Source organism: Brevibacillus sp. NL20B1 (genome assembly GCF_018195675.1).
Taxonomy (GTDB): Bacteria; Bacillota; Bacilli; order Brevibacillales; family Brevibacillaceae; genus Brevibacillus; species Brevibacillus aydinogluensis.
On record NZ_JAGTPT010000015.1, the window covers coordinates 64,458 to 82,120 of the forward strand.

Below are 17,663 nucleotides of genomic sequence, written 5' to 3' on the forward strand. Positions count from 1 at the left end.
GCAGTGGAACAGTTGACGCTGTTGTTGATTGAGCGGATGGGGATATTGCTTACGCTCGCCTTTATTCTGACGCGCATCCCGCTGTTTCGCCAACTGCTGGACCGGGACGTTCACCTCGGGACGTCGATTGCGTATTCGCTGTTGTTTGGCCTGTTCGGAATGGCCGGCACCTATGCGGGCGTGGTGGTGCGGGAGGAGGTGTACCACCCCGCTTTCTGGATCTTTTCCCTGCAGTCCGATGAAGCGATCGCCAACTCCACCCTGGTGGGCGTGGTGATCGGCGGGCTGTTGGGCGGGCCGTTGGTGGGACTGGGAGCGGGCTTGATCGCCGGAGCTCATCTCTACAGCCTGGGTGGATTTGCCGCCTGGCCGGCGGGACTATCCGTGCCGATCACCGGTCTCTTCGCCGGTTACGTGGCGCGCTTTTTTTCCCAGGAGCGGGTAATCTCTCCCGCCAAAGCGCTGTTTATCGGCATGTTCGCCCCCATCATCCAAATGTCGCTGCTGCTGATTTTCGCACATCCTCCCGAGCTGGTTCGGACTGTCGTCAATCTGATCGGCATTCCCATGGTGTTGACCAACAGCATCTCCATCGCCATCTTTACCACGATGATTCACGTCGCCCTGAAAGAGGAGGAGCGCTCCGCCGCGACGGAAGCGGAACGGGCCTTTACCATTGCCGAGCGGATTCTGCCGCATCTCAAGCAGGGCCTGACGCCGCAGACGTCTCAAGCCGCCGCCCAGCTGCTGCTGCGGGAGACGAAGGCGGCTGCTGTGGCGGTCACCGACCGGGAGCGCCTGCTCGCCCACGTCGGTGCCGGAGCGGATCACCACCTGCCCGGCGAGCCGATCGGAAGCGATCTGGACCGGCGGGCGATGTTCAGCGGCGGCATCGAGACGGGACTTACCCGTGAGAGCGTCTCCTGTGGGCAAAAGCACTGTCCGCTGCAAGCGGCAGTGGTGGTGCCGATCCGGGAAGGGGACAGCGTGGTCGGATTGATCAAGCTGTATTTTCGCCGTCCCCAACAGATCGGCAAGGTGCAGGAAGCACTGGCCAAAGGACTGGGCAACCTGCTGTCCAATCAGCTGACGCTGACCCTGGCTGAGAAAATGAAAGGGCTGATGAAGGATGCGGAGCTCAGGATGCTGCAGGCGCAAATTCAGCCGCATTTTCTGTTCAACACACTCAATTCCATCGTCACCCTGATTCGGATCAATCCCGATCTGGCGCGGCACATGACGATCCAGCTCGGCGTGTTCATGCGCCTCAACCTGAAGCTGACGGCGAGCCCGCTGGTCACCGTCGGACAGGAACTGAATCACTTGAACGCATATCTGGAGATCATCAACATTCGCTTTGCGGAACAGTTTGTCGTCCGCTGTGAGGCGGACGACGGAGTCGAAGAAGCGCTGATCCCGCCGGGAACGCTGCAAACGCTCGTGGAGAACAGCATTCACCACGGCCTGCGGGGCAAGACCAGCGGCGGGGAGATCGAGGTGCGTGTAAAGCAGGACGGACGACGGGTGGCCGTGGTCATCGAGGACAACGGTGCGGGCATCCCCGCGGACATCCTGGACAAGCTGGGCGAGATGCCGCTGGAGAGCCGCGACGGAAACGGGATCGGCGTCTACAACGTCAACCAGCGGCTGGTCAGCCTGCTCGGCCAATCAGCCCGTCTGCGTTTTGCCAACAAACCGGAGGGGGGCAGCCGGATCACCTTTTTCATACCTCACAGAGGAGGAGAGGATGCCTAGATGGTCATTCGTGTCATGATAGCCGAAGACGAACACCTGGCTCGGGAAGAGCTGACCTACCTGCTTCAGCAGGAAAGCGACGTAGAACTCCTGCCCTGTGCCTCCAATGGCAGGGAACTGTTGCGCCTGGTGGAAGAGCACGACCCGGACGTGGTGTTTCTGGACATCAAAATGCCGGAACTGGAGGGGGATCAGGCAGCCCGCATGCTGGCGGCGCGCAAGGATCGCCCGCTGCTGGTCTTTTCGACCGCCCACGAGGACTACGCGGTGGAAGCGTTCAAGCTGAATGCCGTCGATTACCTGCTGAAGCCGACGGAACCCCAACGTCTGCGGGAAACACTGCAGCGCGTGCGCAAGCGGCTCGCGGAGACATCCGGGCCGCAGGCGGGAAAAGTCTCCAAGCTGATTGTGGAAGAGAGCAGCCGGCTGGTGGTGATCGATCCGGCCGCGATCATGTACGCCGTTCGGGACGATCGGGTAGTGCGCATCTGCACGGAGACAGAGGTGTACACCACCCGGATGACCTTGCAGCAGTTGGAGGAAAAGCTGCAAGCCCATTCCTTTTTCCGCACGCACAAGAGCTACCTGGTCAACCTGCAGTACGTCAGCGAGCTGGAGCCATGGTTCAACGGGGCGTACAACCTGATATTGAAAGGACCGAAAAAAGTGCGCGTACCCGTCTCCCGCACGGCGGCAAAAGACCTGCTGAAACGCTTGGAAGGGTAAAGGTTGCCTGCGCTGATTCCTCGTTTTGTGCATGTGGCGCACGAGATTGTGCAAGATACGCAAAAATATACGCAATATTGATATTTTTTTGTAAACTGTAAAAAAACTAAAGGAAGCGCTTACAATCCAGTAGGCGCCACATTTGCAAGAGGGGGAGTTCCAATGGGAAATACGAGCCCGGCGGTCCAAGGAAAGTCGAAGCCGCAGTCGATTGACTACACGGCCGTAAGCCGTTCCGCCGCCTTCAAGGAACTGCTGAGGCGAAAAAAAGCTTTCATTCTGCCTTATTCCATTTTTTTCTTCGTGTTCTATTTCACCCTCCCGATCATGACCTCTTACTTTGAAGTCCTGAACCGTCCCGCTATCGGGGTGATCACCTGGGCATGGGTATTTGCTTTTGCCCAGTTCATCATGACCTGGACGCTTTGTATCATCTACACCAAGCGTTCGGAAGAGTTTGACCGGATGGTGGAACAGATCAAACAGGAGACGGGAGGGAAACAGGTATGAACGTAACCGCGTTTTTGCTGTTTCTGGCCATTGTCATCTTGACGCTCATCATCACCTACTACGCTTCCAAGCGAACCAATACGACCAGCGAATTTTACACCGCCGGGGGCGGCCTGACCGGATGGCAGAACGGCCTGGCGATCGCCGGCGACTACATGTCGGCAGCTTCGTTCCTCGGCATCGCCGGGATGATCGCGCTGTCTGGCTTCGACGGCTTTTTCTACAGCATCGGATTTCTCGTCGCGTACCTGGTCGTGCTGTACCTGGTGGCCGAACCGCTGCGAAATCTGGGCAAGTACACGATGGCGGACATGATTGCGGCGCGCTTCAACAACAAGCAGATTCGCGGCGTGGCAGCGCTCAACTCCGTCGCCATCTCCATTTTTTACATGATCGCGCAGTTGGTGGGGGCCGGCGCGCTGATCAAACTTTTGCTCGGGCTGGAATACACCACGTCCGTGCTGATCGTCGGCGCCTTGATGACGGTGTACGTGGTCTTCGGCGGGATGACCGCCACTTCCTGGGTGCAGATCGTCAAGGCGGTGCTGTTGATGGCCGGCACGTTCATCATCTCACTGATGGTGTTTGCCAAATTTGGCTTCAGCTTTACGGCCATGTTTGAACACATGCAGACGGCAACGCCGCTGGGCGAGAAGTTTCTCCATCCCGGCAACAAGTTCAAGGACGGGCTGGACACGATCTCGCTCAACCTGGCGCTGGTGCTGGGCACGGCCGGCCTGCCGCACATCCTGATTCGCTTCTTTACCGTGAAGGATGCGCCGACCGCCCGAAAGTCGGTAGTGTACGCCACCTGGATCATCGGCATTTTCTACGTCATGACCATTTTCCTGGGCTTTGGTGCGGCTGCGTTCGTCGGGCAGGACAACATGGACCCGGCGGGCAACATGGGCGCTCCGCTGCTGGCGCAGTACCTCGGGGGGAACTTCCTGTTCGCGTTTGTCTCCGCCGTCGCCTTCGCCACGATCCTGGCTGTGGTGGCGGGGCTGGTCCTGTCGGCTGCGTCCGCCTTTGCGCACGATTTTTACAGCCACGTGATCCGGCAGGGCAAAGCGTCGGAGCGCGAGCAGATGTTGGCGGCCAAGTGGGCGTCGGTCGGCGTGGCTGTCATCTCCATCCTGCTTGCCTTGTTCGCGCAAAAGCTGAACGTCGCCTTTCTCGTGGCGCTCGCGTTTGCGGTGGCAGCCAGCGCCAACCTGCCGGTGATCATCTTCACCATTTACTGGCGCCGCTTTAACACGACGGGAGCGGTGACCGGCATGCTGGTGGGGCTGTTCAGCTCCCTGATCCTGGTCGCCCTCAGCCCGAACGTCTGGCATCCGGAGCCGGGCAAGGCGATTCTCGTCGGCGAAGCGCTCTTCCCGCTCAGCAATCCGGGCATCGTCTCCATCCCGCTGGGCTTTTTGGCCGCATGGATCGGCACGTACTTTTCCTCCTCGCGGGACGACGCCAAATTTGAAGAAATTCTGGTCAAGGCCAATACGGGCATGAAGGAAACGGCATAGCCCGCGGATAAGTATACAGGAAACTGGAGATGCTGGGGTGTACGCCCCGGCTTCTTTGCCATTCAGGCGGAAGTGGAGGCTGGCATGTCTGCGGTGATTTTCTTTTGCAGCGTCATTATCGGCACGCTGTTCATCACGTATTCGGCAGCCAGGCGGGCGGTCAACCCGCGTGAGTTCTACGCTGCGGGCAACCGTCTGACCGGTTTGCAGAACGGCGTAGCCATCGCGGGAGACTACATGAGCGCTGCGTCTTTCCTCGGCATTGCGGGTACGATCGCCCTGTACGGATTTGACGGCTTTCTCTACGCGATCGGATTTTTCGTCTCCTATCTGGTGATGCTGTCTTTGATCGCGGAACCGCTGCACAACCTGGGGCGATACACCCTGGCCGACGCGATCGCCGTTCGCTTTGACAGCAAAGGGCTGCGCGGGGTGATCGCCTGCACGACACTGCTGATCACGATTTTTTACATGATCGCTCAACTGGTGGGGGCGGGAGCGCTGATCCACCACCTGTTTGACATCGAGTACAAGACCGCGGTGATGGTGGTGGGCAGCCTGATGACGATCTACGTCGTCTTTGGCGGGATGGAGGCCACCTCCTGGGTGCAGATTATCAAGGCCATTCTGCTCCTGACGGGGACCTGCATCGTTTCCATGATCGTGCTGGCCCGCTTTGACTGGAGCCTGGCAGCGCTGTTTGATTACGTCAGCACGGCTACTCCGCTCGGGGAGCGGTACCTCTATCCGGGCAACCAGTACGTCAAGCCGCTGGACATCCTTTCGCTGCATCTGGCGCTGATCCTGGGCACGGCCGGCCTGCCGCACATCATCGCCCGGCTGTTTACGGTGAAGGACGCAGTCACCACGCGCAAGTCGATCATCACGGCCACCTGGATCATGGGGGCGTTTTACCTGATGACCATTCTGCTGGGATTCGGCGCGTGCGCGTTTATCGGCTGGCAGACCCTGAATCAGGCCGGGTTTGGGGGAAATCTGACGGTGACGCTGCTGGCTGATGCGCTGGGGGGCGAATTCCTGATGGCCTACATCTCGGCCGTCGCCTTCGCCACGATACTGGCAGTCGTGACCGGATTGGTGCTCGCCGCGTCTTCCGCGTTCGCCCACGACGTCTACAGCCACATCGTCCGCAGCGGGCAGGCTTCCGAACGGGAGCAGGTGCTGGTCGCCAAGGCGTCGTCCGTCGCTGTCGGCTTCGTCTCCATCTGGCTGGCGATCGGCGCGGAGAAGATGAACGTGGCGATTCTCGTGGCGCTCACTTTTGCTGTGGCGGCTTCGGCCAACCTGCCGATGATCCTGTTTACCTTGTACTGGAGGCGGTTTACGGTGCAGGGAGCGATCGCCGGAGTCATCACCGGTGTTGTGGCTTCGCTCCTGCTCGTCAGTCTCGGCCCGTCGGTAATGCATCCCGAGCACGGCATGATTCTGGCCGAACCGCTGTTTCCCCTGGCCAATCCGGGCCTGGTCTCGATTCCGCTCGGGTTCCTCGGCGCGATGCTGGGCACTTGGTTGAGCCGACCGTCGCCGGGGGCGTCGGAGCGGTACGATCGGGTGCTGGTGCAGGCGCATACCGGCATCCGTCCGCCCGCCGACCGGTACAGGCGCACGCCAAACGCATAGAGCGGCCGCAGTCGGCGTATCAGGACGGGCCGCTTTCACGCACAACGGAAGTTGTCCTTCATATTCAACAACAAAACCACCCCTCAACGTATTCGACTTGAGGGGTGGTTTCTCAAAATTTGTTCTGAAGTGCTCACTCAAGTACCTGGAAGATTGAAGATTTCCCAACCTGCAATAAGCGTAATCAACAAACAAACCAGAAGCACAAGAGTGGTTTCATTCGGTTTCTTCATCAAACTTCGAATTGCCGTAACCAAACCAGTCATCAGCTCTATCGGAAACAATATGACCTCTTTTATGATTTTCAGGACTTTCCTGCCAACCATAACACATTACTCCCAGTGATCATCAGACATCAAAGTATACCAGTTCACCATTAGCCAATTTTTTCCTTCAAATATTTTCCTGCAATTGGGATAAACTGTTGCGGACAGGCTTCCGAACGGGAGGTTCTGGCCAATCGCAGCGGGACGCTTTCGGAGCAGTGTCTCCAATCCGGCCTGTGAATCGCGGAAAAGGATCCTGGATACCACATGCCACAGGGAGGGAGTTGCGTGTACGTCGGGTGTCACGTCAGCATTCGCGGCGGGTATCTGGCCGCAGCAAAGACGGCTTTGGCGCTGGGAGCCGACGCGTTCCAATACTTTCCCAAAAACCCGCGCAGTCTGACGCTCAAAGCGTTTGACCCGAAGGATGCAGAGGCGTGCCGCGCCTTTTGCCGAGAGCAGGGGATCGTCTCCATCGCCCACACGTCCTATCCTGTCAATCTTGCCGCAGCGCCGGGCGCATTGAAGGAAGCGATTGCTGATTCACTGCGAAACGACCTGGAAATCGCCGAATCATGCGGTTCCATCGGGGTGGTCGTCCACTTCGGCCAATACAAGGGGGCGGATGTACTGGAAGGGTACCGGCTGATGATCCGAATGGTAAACGACATCCTGGACGGCTGGAGCGGTGCGGCGAAGCTGCTGATCGAAAACAACGCGGGCCAGGGCAGCCGCATGGGGACAACGCTGGAAGAACTGACCCAGGTGCGGCAGCTGCTGAATCATCCGGAAAAGGTGGGCTTCTGCTTCGACACGTGCCACGCCTTTGCCAGCGGGCTGTGGACGGGAGACGACTGGGAGCAGGTGGCCGACCGCATGCGGAATCTCGGGTATCTGGACGCGCTGGCCGCCGTTCACCTCAACGATTCGGTGTATCCGGCCATCTCCTTTCGCGACAGGCACGCGCCGATCGGGCGTGGTGCGATCGGCAGGGAAGCGTTCGTCTCGCTGCTGCGGACACCAGAACTGCGGGGAATTCCGGTCGTGCTGGAAACGCCCCGTCCGCCCGGCGGGGACCACCGGGAGGAAATTGCCCTGGTGCGACAGCTGGCCGGGCCGTGACAGGCTGACCGGCCGTATGGTAGAGTGTGAGAGTAAACCGTACAGTGCGCTGTCAGCGAGGAGGAGTCTGTGTGAAACGAAGAGTCAAGGTTACCATCGAGGATTTTGCTCCGCTCCGGGAAAACCTGAACAATCCGGAAGAGCTGGCCTTGTATGAGGCGGCAAACGGACATACATACGATGCGGAAATCGAGCATGACGGCTATGCCGTGATCGACCTGCCCGACGGGGACTACATCGAACTGGCTCCCGGCGAGTATCAGATCATGATCGAGGAATGGACGAAAGCGGGGACGATTGGCGCACTGACGCTGGAGACCAAGTCGGACCCGGCAGACGACAAGGCGCTGTTGTACCGTCTCGTCGACGCGTCCGGCGCCGAAACAGAGCCGCCGCGCTCCCTGTCCAAGCAGGTGGTGGAGCTGCTCGGCAAGACGTGGTTTGGGAAAAAGTAGCACCTGTTCACCATTGAAAAGAAAAGCCGACGTCCTGTCACAACAGGAACGTCGGTTTTTTTGACGGGTGTATTTTCGTCAACAGGCGATTACATCTCTTCCGGCGCGGCGATTCCGAGCAGGCGCAGCCCCTCTTTCAACACTGTCACCACGGCGGCGACCAATTGCAGACGGGCCGTCTTGACGTCTGCTTCTTCCGCCAGGATGCGGACATTGGCGTAGAACTTGTTGAACGCCTGCGCCAGGTCGATGACGTATTTGCCGATCTGCGACGGGTCAAACTGCTCCCGCGCCCGGTCGATCACTTCCGGGAAGCTGTTCAGCAGCGTGATGACCGCCCAGGCTTCCTTGCTGTCCAGGGCGCCTTCGGGCAGCGTCACCTCGCTGATCGGCACGTACTCGCCCTTGCGCAGCAGCGAGCAGGCGCGGGCGTGCGTGTACTGGACGTACGGACCGGTCTCGCCTTCAAACGTAAGCATTTCCTCCCAGGAGAAATTGATGTCGTTCAGGCGGTAGTTTTTCAGGTCGTGGAAGATGACCGCACCAACCCCAACCTGTCTAGCCACCTCTTCCTTGTTTTCCAGCGACGGATTTTTCTCCCGGATCACGTTCAGCACGTCTTCGATGGCCTGAGCCAGCACTTCTTCCAGCAGGACCACTTTTCCTTTGCGGGTGGACATTTTCTTGCCGTCCTTGAGCATCATGCCAAACGGGATGTGGTACATTTCCTTGGCCCATTCAAAGCCCATCTTTTCCAGCACTTTGAACAGCTGCTGGAAGTGGAGGCGCTGCTCGTTGCCCACGACGTAGAGGGCCTTGGCAAAGTCATAGGTTTCATTCCGATACAGGGCGGCTGCCAGGTCGCGGGTGGCGTACAGGGTGGCACCGTCCGATTTTTTGATCAGGCACGGCGGCATGTCATACTCGTCCAGATTGACCACCAGGGCGCCCTCAGATTCGGTCAACAGCCCTTGTTCCTCCAGCATGGCGACGACGCGGTCCATCTTGTCGTTGTAGAACGCCTCGCCGTGGAACGAGTCAAATCGAACGCCCATGAGGTCGTAGATTTTCATGAATTCTTTCAGCGACTCGTCGCGGAACCACTGCCAGAGGCGGCGCGCTTCCTCGTCTCCGTCCTCCAGCTTTTTGAACCACTCGCGTCCCTGATCTTCCAGCGACGGGTCTTTTTCTGCCTCTTCGTGGAAGCGGACGTAGAGCTGGAGCAGCTCCTTGATCGGCTCGGCTTTTACTTTTTCTTCGTCACCCCACAGCTTGTAGGCGACGATCAGCTTGCCAAACTGCGTCCCCCAGTCGCCCAGGTGGTTGATGCGGATCGGACGGTAGCCGTGTTTTTCCAAGATGTTGGCGATCGCGTTGCCGATTACGGTGGAGCGCAGGTGGCCCATGGAGAACGGCTTGGCGATATTGGGGGAGGAGAGGTCAATCGGCACATTGCGCCCTTTACCGATGTCGCGGCTGCCGTATGCGCTGCCCTGCGTCAGGATCGTGCCGATTACGTCGCGGGCGACGCTTTGCTGATCGAGGAACAGGTTGAGGTACGGACCGACCGCCTTGACTTCGCGGATCGGCGTACCGCTAACCTCGCCGGCCAGTTCGGAGGCGATCAGCGGCGGCGCTTTGCGAAGCGCCTTGGCCAGTTGGAAGCAGGGGAAGGCGATATCCCCCATGCTGGGATTGGGTGGCGTTTCCAGCATGTCGTATACGGTTTCGGCGGTAAATTGGTCCGCGCCGAGGCGGGTGAGTGCTGCGGCAATGATGCTGGCCGCTTGATGCTTATAGCTCATGGAATTCTCCTTTCGGTCTGGAATCTAAAAAATAGAAAAACCTCTGCGTCTCATCAGGGAAGAGACGAGAGGTTGTACTCCCGCGGTGCCACTCTTGTTGCTCTCGCCTCCCGCACGGGAAAAGGCGAAAGCCGCTTTGCCTGCGGTAACGGGCAGACCCGGCGTGCCCTACGCAATCCGGCTGTCCGGACCTTCAGGACGCGTCTCCGAGGTGCGCTTCCCCGCGTCAGTTTGCACCGGGCTCCCACCGTCCCCGGCTCGCTTCTGCTTTCTGACGGAGTACTCTCCTCTTCAGCGACAACGATATTCTTCTAGCATTATAGCGGCATCTCCTGCGGGATGCAACTCACTCTTCCGGTTTTTTCAGCAAATCGTCCAAATCGTGGAACAGGTCCCGCGTCAGCCGTTCCTTGTCGTCGGCCGACTGCCACTGCCGCTTGTACTGGGCCAGCTTGGCGAGCAGCGATCGTTCTGCTTCGGCCGCTTCCTTAAGATCGTGGTTTTCACTGGGATCAAACGGCATCAGCCGCTCATCCGTCCCGCTGCGCAGATAGGGAGAGCGCCAGTGATCGGGAAAGCGATAGGGCTGGTCGCCAAACAGAATGCCCAGCACGTCGTCCGATTCCAGCGGGAGGAAGTGGTCGTATTCGTCCCGCCTGCCTCCTTCAAACAGGTTGAGATGCGTAAACGAATAACGCAGGTAGTGCTGCCCCGTCGCTTGATTCTTGACGATTGAATATGTCTCAAAATCCGTGTGCTCCAACTCTTTCACCGTCTCCAGGCGAGAGAGGAATTCCTGTCGGTTACAGGGTACCAATTGATCCACAATGGTTCGCTCCTTTGTACGGAATCGCTTTTCATCATAGCAAAAACGGACAGCGGCTGACAACGAACCAGCATCAGGCGCAAACGTCCCGCAGGGAACGGCAGGCGGACAGGGTTGTCCAGCGAAAAAAGAGCCTAGGTTTAGCTAGGCTCCTTGTTGATGTACGCACTCGTTTAGTTGCAGTCGTTCGAACACCCGACGATGACCAACAGGATAAACAGAACGAGCACAATTGCGAACGTGTCACCGAAAAAGCCGGAACCGCAGTAGGAAGTACTCATTGTTGTTTCCCCTCCTTTCCGTATGCTTTAGTCTATACACGAATGTGCCGGTTGTTGTGGGCGAATGACCAGCTCGCAAAAAATGGGCGGGGGCAGTCTGGAGAAAATAGACAAATTCTACATTGACGCGAGGAAAAGGGGGTGTTAAGATACATTCAAACATCGTTACCGTTTGACAAAACTGCATAACAGACAGTGACGACTCTTATCCAGAGAGGTTGAGGGACTGGCCCAATGAAGCCTCGGCAACCGGATTACCAGGTGCCAATTCCAGCAAAGCGTGTGCTTTGAAAGATAAGAGGATGGTCATGCGTGTATGTTTCGCGGACAAATCCTCTTCTTGTTGCACACAGAAGAGGATTTTTTATTGTACACGGACCAATGCGTGTGAGTTTGGAAGAAAAGGAGTTTGCCCCATGAAAATAAGTCTTCGTGAACAGCTTTACCGGAAAATTCTGATTCTGGACGGTGCGATGGGGACGATGCTGCAACAGGCCAGCCTGACTGCTGATGATTTTGGCGGTGATGCCTACGAAGGCTGTAACGAGCTGCTCAATCTCACCCGTCCTGACGTGATCCGCTCCATTCATGAAAAATACCTGGAGGCGGGTGCGGACATCGTGGAGACCAACACGTTTGGTGCCACCTCGATCGTCCTGGCCGAGTACGACGTGGCAGACAAAGATCTGGAGATCAACATCGCTGCAGCCCGGCTGGCACGGGAAGCGGCTGACGCCTATTCCACCCCGGAGTGGCCGCGTTACGTCGCCGGCTCGATGGGGCCGACGACCAAGACGCTGTCTCTGACGGGAGGCGTCACCTTTGAAGAGCTGGTGGAAGCGTACTACCGGCAGGCGAAAGGGCTGCTGATCGGCGGCGTGGACGCGCTGCTTTTGGAGACCTCGCAGGACACCTTAAACGTCAAGGCCGGCGGCATCGGCATTCGCCGGGCGTTCGCGGAGCTGGGCAGGGAAGTGCCGGTGATGATCTCCGGCACGATTGAGCCGATGGGCACGACCCTGGCCGGGCAAACCATCGAAGCGTTTTACGTCTCGTTGGAGCATCTGAAGCCGATTACCATTGGTCTGAACTGCGCCACCGGGCCGGAGTTCATGCGTGACCATCTGCGCACGCTGGCGAATTTGGCCCAGTGCGGGGTGAGCTGTTATCCCAACGCCGGCCTGCCGGATGAAAACGGCCATTACCACGAGACGCCGAACGGACTGGCCGCCAAGATGCGGGCGTTTGCCGAGCAGGGCTGGCTCAACGTCGCCGGAGGATGCTGCGGCACGACGCCGGAGCATATCCGCGCGCTGGCGGAAGCATTGAAGGACTGCAAGCCCCGTGTCCCGGCCGGACAGCCGGTCAGCGCCGTGTCGGGGATCGAGGTCGTCTACGCGGAAGCAGACAATCGGCCGCTGCTTGTCGGAGAGAGGAGCAACGTGATCGGGTCGAAAAAATTCCGCGACCTGATCGCGGCCGGGAAGTACGAGGAAGCGTCCGACATCGCCCGCGCCCAGGTAAAGCGGGGGGCACAGATCATTGACATCTGTCTCGCCGACCCGGACCGGGATGAGTACGGGGACATGGAGAAGTTCCTGCAGTTTGTCATCAAAAAAGTGAAAGCGCCGCTGATGATCGACTCCACCGACGTGCGCGTCATGGAACTTGGACTGCGGTACTCGCAGGGCAAGGCGATTCTCAACTCGATCAACCTGGAAGACGGGCTGGAGCGGTTTGAACAGGTGGCGCCGCTGATTCACAAGTACGGCGCGGCTGTCGTCGTCGGCACGATCGACGAGACCGGCATGGCAGTCACCCGGGAACGGAAGCTGGAAGTGGCCAAACGCGCCTACGATCTGCTGGTCAATCGATTCGGGGTCAACCCGCGCGACATCATTTTCGATCCGCTGGTCTTTCCGGTGGGCACCGGCGACGAGCAGTACATCGGCTCCGCCCGCGAGACGGTGGAAGGCCTCCGCCTGATCAAGGAGGCGATGCCGGAGTGCAAGACGATTCTCGGCATCAGCAACGTCTCGTTCGGGCTGCCGGCGGCCGGACGGGAGGTGCTGAACGCCGTCTTCCTTTACCATACGACTCTGGCCGGACTTGATTACGCCATCGTCAATACCGAGAAGCTGGAACGCTACGCCTCCATTCCGGAAGAGGAGCGGCGATTGGCAGAGGCGCTCCTGTTTGAGACCAACGACGAGACGCTGGCCGCCTTTACCGAGTTTTACCGGCAGAAGAAAAAGGAAGTACGCGTGGAAGCGTCGTCGCTCACGCTGGAAGAGCGTCTGGCCCGTTACGTGGTGGAAGGCTCCAAGGACGGGCTGATGGACGACCTGAAGCTGGCGCTGGAGAAATACACGCCGCTGGAAATCATCAACGGTCCGCTGATGGCCGGGATGGAAGAGGTAGGCCGGCTGTTCAACGACAACCAACTGATCGTCGCGGAAGTGCTGCAGAGCGCCGAAGTGATGAAGGCCTCCGTATCGTTCCTGGAACCTTACATGGAAAAGACGGAGACGGCCACCAAAGGGAAAATTTTGCTGGCGACGGTAAAAGGGGACGTGCATGACATCGGCAAGAACCTGGTGGAGATCATCCTCGCCAACAACGGGTACGAAGTGGTCAACCTGGGCATCAAGGTGCCGCCGGAGCAGCTGATTGCCGCCTGCCGTGAAGAGCAGCCAGACGCGATCGGCCTGTCGGGCCTGCTGGTCAAGTCGGCGCAGCAGATGGTGATTACCGCCCAGGACCTGCGGGCAGCCGGGATTGACGTGCCGCTGTTGGTAGGCGGCGCGGCCCTGACCCGCAAGTTTACCTCCAACCGGATCGCGCCGGAGTACAAGGGAATCGTGCTGTACGCCAAGGACGCGATGGATGGGCTCGACCTGGTCAACCGCCTGCAGGACCCCGTGGAACGGGAAAAGCTGCGTGCGGCTCAGCAGGCAGCGGAAGAGGAAGCGTCGACGACGAAGCAGGCCGAAACAGCGGCGTCATCGCTCAAGCCGAAGCGCTCCGCCGTCAACCGCACCGTGCCCGTTCACGTGCCGCCCGACTGCGAGCGGCATGTGCTGCGCCACTATCCGATCAGCCATCTGCAGCCCTACCTCAACCTGCGGATGCTGCTCGGCAAGCATCTCGGCGTCCGCGGCAACGTGGAGAAACTGCTGGAGACCGGAGATGAAAAAGTGACCGGGCTGTATCAGCTGGTGCAGGAGCTGCTGGCGGAAGCCAATCAGGACGGCACGATCACGGCGCACGGGATGTATCAGTTTTTCCCCGCCCAGGCGGATGGCGACGACATCCTCGTCTACGATCCGCGCGACCACAGCCGTCTGCTGGAGCGCTTCCACTTCCCTCGTCAGCAGGAGGAACCGTATCTCTGTCTGTCTGACTTCCTCAGGCCAGTAGAGAGCGGCGAGATGGATTACGTCGGGTTTTTGGCCGTGACGGCCGGCTCCGGCATCCGCGAGCGCTCCGCCCTGTTGAAAGAGCGGGGGGACTACCTCCGTTCCCACGTCCTGCAGGCGCTGGCGCTGGAATTGGCGGAAGCCTTCGCGGAGCGGCTGCACCACGTGATGCGGGACGTCTGGGGCTTCCCCGATCCGGCGGAGATGACCATGCTGGAGCGGTTTGGTGCCCGTTATCAGGGGATTCGCGTCTCGTTCGGTTACCCGGCCTGCCCCAACCTGGAGGATCAGGCCAAGCTGTTCCGTTTATTGAAACCGGAGGACATTGGCATCCAGCTTACGGAAGGGTTCATGATGGAGCCGGAAGCCTCCGTCTCGGCGATGGTCTTCGCCCATCCGGAGGCGCGGTATTTCAACGCCGGCCCGTCCGCGTTCGACCTGTAGACCGATAGACTTTTCACAGAGCAATGGGAGAGAAGGGATGGATTTGACAGCCAAAAAAGATTTGCGCGAATATTTGCGAGACCACCTGCTGGTCGGGGATGGGGCGATGGCGACCCAGTTGTACCGTTCGGGGGTGCCGGTGGGCGTCAGTTTTGAGGAACTGTGCCTGACTAATCCGCGCCTGGTGTACGACGTGCACAAGGCGTATTACGAGGCAGGAGCGCGCTTAATGGAAACCAACACGTTCGGCGCCAATCGGGACGCGCTCGCCCGTTACGGGCTGGAGCACAAGGTGACGCGCATCAACCGCGTCGCCGTCACAATCGCCCGGGAGGCGGCACAGGACGACGCCTATGTCGTCGGCAGCATCGGCTCCATCATCGCCGGACGGGTGCGGAAAAAAGTGCTGGACGAGTACCGCGATCAGTTTGAAGAGCAGGCGATCGCGCTGCTGCACGCCGGAGTGGACGGCTTGATTCTGGAAACGTTTCTCGACCTGGAGGAACTGCTGCTCGCGATTGACGTGATCCGCCCGCTCACCGGCCTGCCGCTGATTTGCCAGTTGGCGACGCTGGACGTGGGACGGACCCGTGACGGCTATACGCTGACGGAGGCGTTTTCCCAGCTGCAAAAGGCGGGGGCGGACATCATCGGTCTCAACTGTCGGCTGGGGCCGGCTGAGATTCTCCGCTCGTTCGAGAGCGCGAGCGTGCCGGATGGGGCGCTGCTCTCCGCCTTTCCCAATGCGGGCCGGCTCGGCATCAGCGACGGCGAGTACGCCTACAAGTCCTCACCGGAGTACTTTGCCGAGAGCGCGCTGCGCCTCCGGGAACAAGGCGTGCGCCTGTTGGGCGGCTGTTGCGGAACCACGCCGGACCACGTCCGGGCCATGGCGGAAGCGCTGAAGGGACTTGCACCGCTGCCGCGCGTCAACCCGTCCGAAGCGTTGACGGAGCGGCCGTCCGTCGCCTCGTACAGCGTCAGGGAGCGGCAGAAACCCAGCATCGTGGAGCGGGTCAAAACCGGCACTACAATTATTGTAGAATTTGACCCGCCAAAGGATCTGGACACAGAAGGATTCTTGACCGGCTGTTTTGAGCTGCACAAGGCCGGAGCGGACGCCATCACCCTGGCGGACAACTCGCTGGCCAACGTTCGGATGAGCAACATGGCGCTGGGAGCGATCATGAAAAGCCAGTACGGCATCGATCCGCTCGTACACATCGCCTGCCGGGACCGCAATCTGATCGGGCAGCAGTCTCACTTGATGGGACTGCACGCGCTCGGCATCGACCAGGTGCTGGTGGTGACCGGCGACCCCTCCCGCTTTGGTGACTTGCCGGGAGCCAGCTCGGTGTTTGATGTCACGTCGTTTGACTTGATCCGCATGGTCAAACAGCTCAACGAAGGCATCTCGTTCTCCGGCCGGCCGCTGAAACAAAAGGCGCAGTTCATCGTGGGCGCAGCCTTCAACCCCAACGTGCGCCACATCGAAGCCGCGATCAAACGGCTGGAGAAAAAGGTGGAGGCTGGAGCCGACTTCATCATGACGCAGCCTGTGTACGACGCAGAGTCAATCCGGCTCGTCCACGATGCGACGAAACACATCAAGATTCCGGTGTTTATCGGGATCATGCCGCTGACCAGCTCGCGCAACGCGGAATTTCTGCACAACGAAGTGCCGGGGATCAAGCTCTCCGACGAAGCGAGGGAGCGGATGAGGCGTGTTCAGGGAGAAGCGGCCAGACAGGAAGGCATCAAGATGGCCAAGGAGCTGCTGGACGTGGCCATCACCTACTTCAACGGAATCTATTTGATCACGCCGTTTAACTACTACCAGATGAGCGTGGAGCTGATCCAGTACGTTCGTCAGCAGAGCCAATTGCTGAAAACGGCCGCAAAGGCCTGATGCCTGCAACCAACCGTGCCAACATCACTCGGGCGGGCGGTATCGCCATCGGTACCGTCGTGCCCGAGTCTTTTTTTGGTGCATGCTGTCTGCCGTACCTTGCGGGGCGGGGGCTTACGTGCGTTGCGGATCGAGCGGATGCCACCCTTTCTCGCGCAGGAAACGGCTCAGCTCACCGAACATCGCCAGCCGTTCTTCCCGCGTATAGGAGGCGTTGGCGCCGCTGGTGGAGGGGATGACGAACAGATGGCTGCCGGCCCAATCCGCGGTTCCGAAGGCGAGCTGCGGCTGCAGGCCGAGCGAGACTGCTTCCTTTTTGCGCCCGGTGGCGTGACGGTACGCAGTAATGCCGTTAAAGCAGATGACCCGGGGACGGTACGTCTGGACCATCTGCCGGAACTGTTTCGCTCCGGCAGAGAAATCCGCTTCCCGCAGCTCACCGGAGGAGCGGGTGGGGCGACAGACCAGATCAGTGATGCCGTATCCGTACTCAAGCAGGCATGCCGTCTCTTCCGGCTTTAGCTGCCGGGGGGTAAGGCCGCCTTCGTACAGCCCGCGCCAAAACAGATTGGACGGATTGGCGTAGTGATAGCCGACTGTCGCCGATACACGCCCCGGATTAATGCCGCAGAACAGCACAATCAGATCGCGGCGGATGTAGGTGGGCAGCCATTTTTCAGTAAAGTGTACCACCGTTGCACCTCCTTTTGCCCCATTGAACACGACTTTGTATACACTGAGAGCGCCTCGACTTGCGAGCGCTCAGACTGAAGACAAACGGTTCATTGAATAAGCGTCCATAAGAAAATGATTTCCAGGCCGAAAGGCCTGACCATTCATCAACCGAAGCGAAAGACAATGTGCATCGCATGGAGAGATGGGCCAAGCGAGCTCCTTTGACGACCGGCTCAGCGGAAAAACGAAGACGCGGGGACCAACAGGGGACACAAGTCTCACTTCATCGAAACACCCAAATGTTTG

The 17,663-nt window shown here is 59.3% G+C and carries 13 protein-coding genes and 1 riboswitch; of the genes, 9 read left to right on the plus strand and 4 right to left on the minus strand.

Annotated features, from left to right (window positions below; genetic code table 11):
• Window positions 1-3 precede the first annotated feature (3 nt).
• The 7 genes from KDN35_RS11975 to KDN35_RS12005 all read left to right on the plus strand — a co-directional run bounded on the left by KDN35_RS11975 (window position 4) and on the right by KDN35_RS12005 (window position 7,998).
• Complete coding sequence (locus tag KDN35_RS11975) at window positions 4-1,755, plus strand: LytS/YhcK type 5TM receptor domain-containing protein (RefSeq protein ID WP_212132790.1); 1,752 nt, start codon at window positions 4-6, stop codon at window positions 1,753-1,755.
• Complete coding sequence (locus KDN35_RS11980) at window positions 1,756-2,481, plus strand: LytR/AlgR family response regulator transcription factor (RefSeq protein WP_171566518.1); 726 nt, start codon at window positions 1,756-1,758, stop codon at window positions 2,479-2,481. It begins immediately after the preceding gene.
• A 162-nt stretch (window positions 2,482-2,643) separates the two neighbouring features.
• On the plus strand, window positions 2,644-2,991 hold the full coding sequence (locus tag KDN35_RS11985) for a DUF485 domain-containing protein (protein ID WP_171566519.1): 348 nt from the start codon (window positions 2,644-2,646) through the stop codon (window positions 2,989-2,991).
• Complete coding sequence (locus KDN35_RS11990) at window positions 2,988-4,514, plus strand: solute symporter family protein (protein ID WP_171566520.1); 1,527 nt, start codon at window positions 2,988-2,990, stop codon at window positions 4,512-4,514. The genes KDN35_RS11985 and KDN35_RS11990 overlap by 4 nt, the downstream gene beginning before the upstream one ends.
• A gap of 84 nt (window positions 4,515-4,598) precedes the next feature.
• Window positions 4,599-6,155 carry a solute symporter family protein gene (locus tag KDN35_RS11995; RefSeq protein WP_212132791.1) on the plus strand — a complete coding sequence of 519 codons (1,557 nt, stop codon included), beginning with the start codon at window positions 4,599-4,601 and terminating at the stop codon, window positions 6,153-6,155.
• 554 nt (window positions 6,156-6,709) lie between these two features.
• Window positions 6,710-7,543 (plus strand): deoxyribonuclease IV, encoded by an 834-nt coding sequence (locus tag KDN35_RS12000; RefSeq protein WP_212132792.1) that lies wholly within the window; start codon window positions 6,710-6,712, stop codon window positions 7,541-7,543.
• Window positions 7,544-7,614: 71 nt separating this feature from the next.
• Entirely contained in the window at window positions 7,615-7,998 is a 384-nt protein-coding gene (locus tag KDN35_RS12005) for a hypothetical protein (protein ID WP_171566523.1), read from the plus strand.
• Window positions 7,999-8,087: 89 nt separating this feature from the next.
• Here KDN35_RS12005 and argS read toward each other — a convergent pair whose 3' ends face one another.
• The 3 genes from argS to KDN35_RS12020 form a co-directional block, all read right to left on the minus strand.
• Window positions 8,088-9,803 carry an arginine--tRNA ligase gene (argS, locus tag KDN35_RS12010; protein ID WP_212132793.1) on the minus strand — a complete coding sequence of 572 codons (1,716 nt, stop codon included), beginning with the start codon at window positions 9,801-9,803 and terminating at the stop codon, window positions 8,088-8,090.
• 346 nt (window positions 9,804-10,149) lie between these two features.
• On the minus strand, window positions 10,150-10,629 hold the full coding sequence (locus KDN35_RS12015; protein WP_212132794.1) for a hypothetical protein: 480 nt from the start codon (window positions 10,627-10,629) through the stop codon (window positions 10,150-10,152).
• A gap of 173 nt (window positions 10,630-10,802) precedes the next feature.
• Complete coding sequence (locus KDN35_RS12020; protein WP_171566526.1) at window positions 10,803-10,910, minus strand: YjcZ family sporulation protein; 108 nt, start codon at window positions 10,908-10,910, stop codon at window positions 10,803-10,805.
• Window positions 10,911-11,112: 202 nt separating this feature from the next.
• Window positions 11,113-11,211, plus strand: a riboswitch (SAM riboswitch).
• Window positions 11,212-11,326: 115 nt separating this feature from the next.
• Here KDN35_RS12020 and metH point away from each other — a divergent pair.
• Window positions 11,327-14,773: a methionine synthase gene (metH, locus tag KDN35_RS12025; RefSeq protein ID WP_212132795.1), complete on the plus strand. Its 3,447-nt coding sequence runs from the start codon at window positions 11,327-11,329 to the stop codon at window positions 14,771-14,773.
• A 37-nt stretch (window positions 14,774-14,810) separates the two neighbouring features.
• On the plus strand, window positions 14,811-16,682 hold the full coding sequence (locus tag KDN35_RS12030) for a bifunctional homocysteine S-methyltransferase/methylenetetrahydrofolate reductase (protein ID WP_171566528.1): 1,872 nt from the start codon (window positions 14,811-14,813) through the stop codon (window positions 16,680-16,682).
• 114 nt (window positions 16,683-16,796) lie between these two features.
• Here the strand turns inward: KDN35_RS12030 and KDN35_RS12035 are convergent, their stop codons facing one another.
• Complete coding sequence (locus KDN35_RS12035; protein ID WP_171566529.1) at window positions 16,797-17,375, minus strand: mismatch-specific DNA-glycosylase; 579 nt, start codon at window positions 17,373-17,375, stop codon at window positions 16,797-16,799.
• Window positions 17,376-17,663: the final 288 nt, after the last annotated feature.

Bases quoted from the DNA above. Each gene is read 5' to 3' on its own strand.
- KDN35_RS11980 (WP_171566518.1), top strand. From the start codon at position 1,756: ATGGTCATTCGTGTCATGATAGCCGAAGACGAACACCTGGCTCGGGAA.
- KDN35_RS11985 (WP_171566519.1), top strand. From the start codon at position 2,644: ATGGGAAATACGAGCCCGGCGGTCCAAGGAAAGTCGAAGCCGCAGTCG.
- KDN35_RS11990 (WP_171566520.1), top strand. From the start codon at position 2,988: ATGAACGTAACCGCGTTTTTGCTGTTTCTGGCCATTGTCATCTTGACG.
- KDN35_RS11995 (WP_212132791.1), top strand. From the start codon at position 4,599: ATGTCTGCGGTGATTTTCTTTTGCAGCGTCATTATCGGCACGCTGTTC.
- argS (WP_212132793.1), bottom strand. From the start codon at position 9,803: ATGAGCTATAAGCATCAAGCGGCCAGCATCATTGCCGCAGCACTCACC.
- KDN35_RS12020 (WP_171566526.1), bottom strand. From the start codon at position 10,910: ATGAGTACTTCCTACTGCGGTTCCGGCTTTTTCGGTGACACGTTCGCA.
- metH (WP_212132795.1), top strand. From the start codon at position 11,327: ATGAAAATAAGTCTTCGTGAACAGCTTTACCGGAAAATTCTGATTCTG.
- KDN35_RS12030 (WP_171566528.1), top strand. From the start codon at position 14,811: ATGGATTTGACAGCCAAAAAAGATTTGCGCGAATATTTGCGAGACCAC.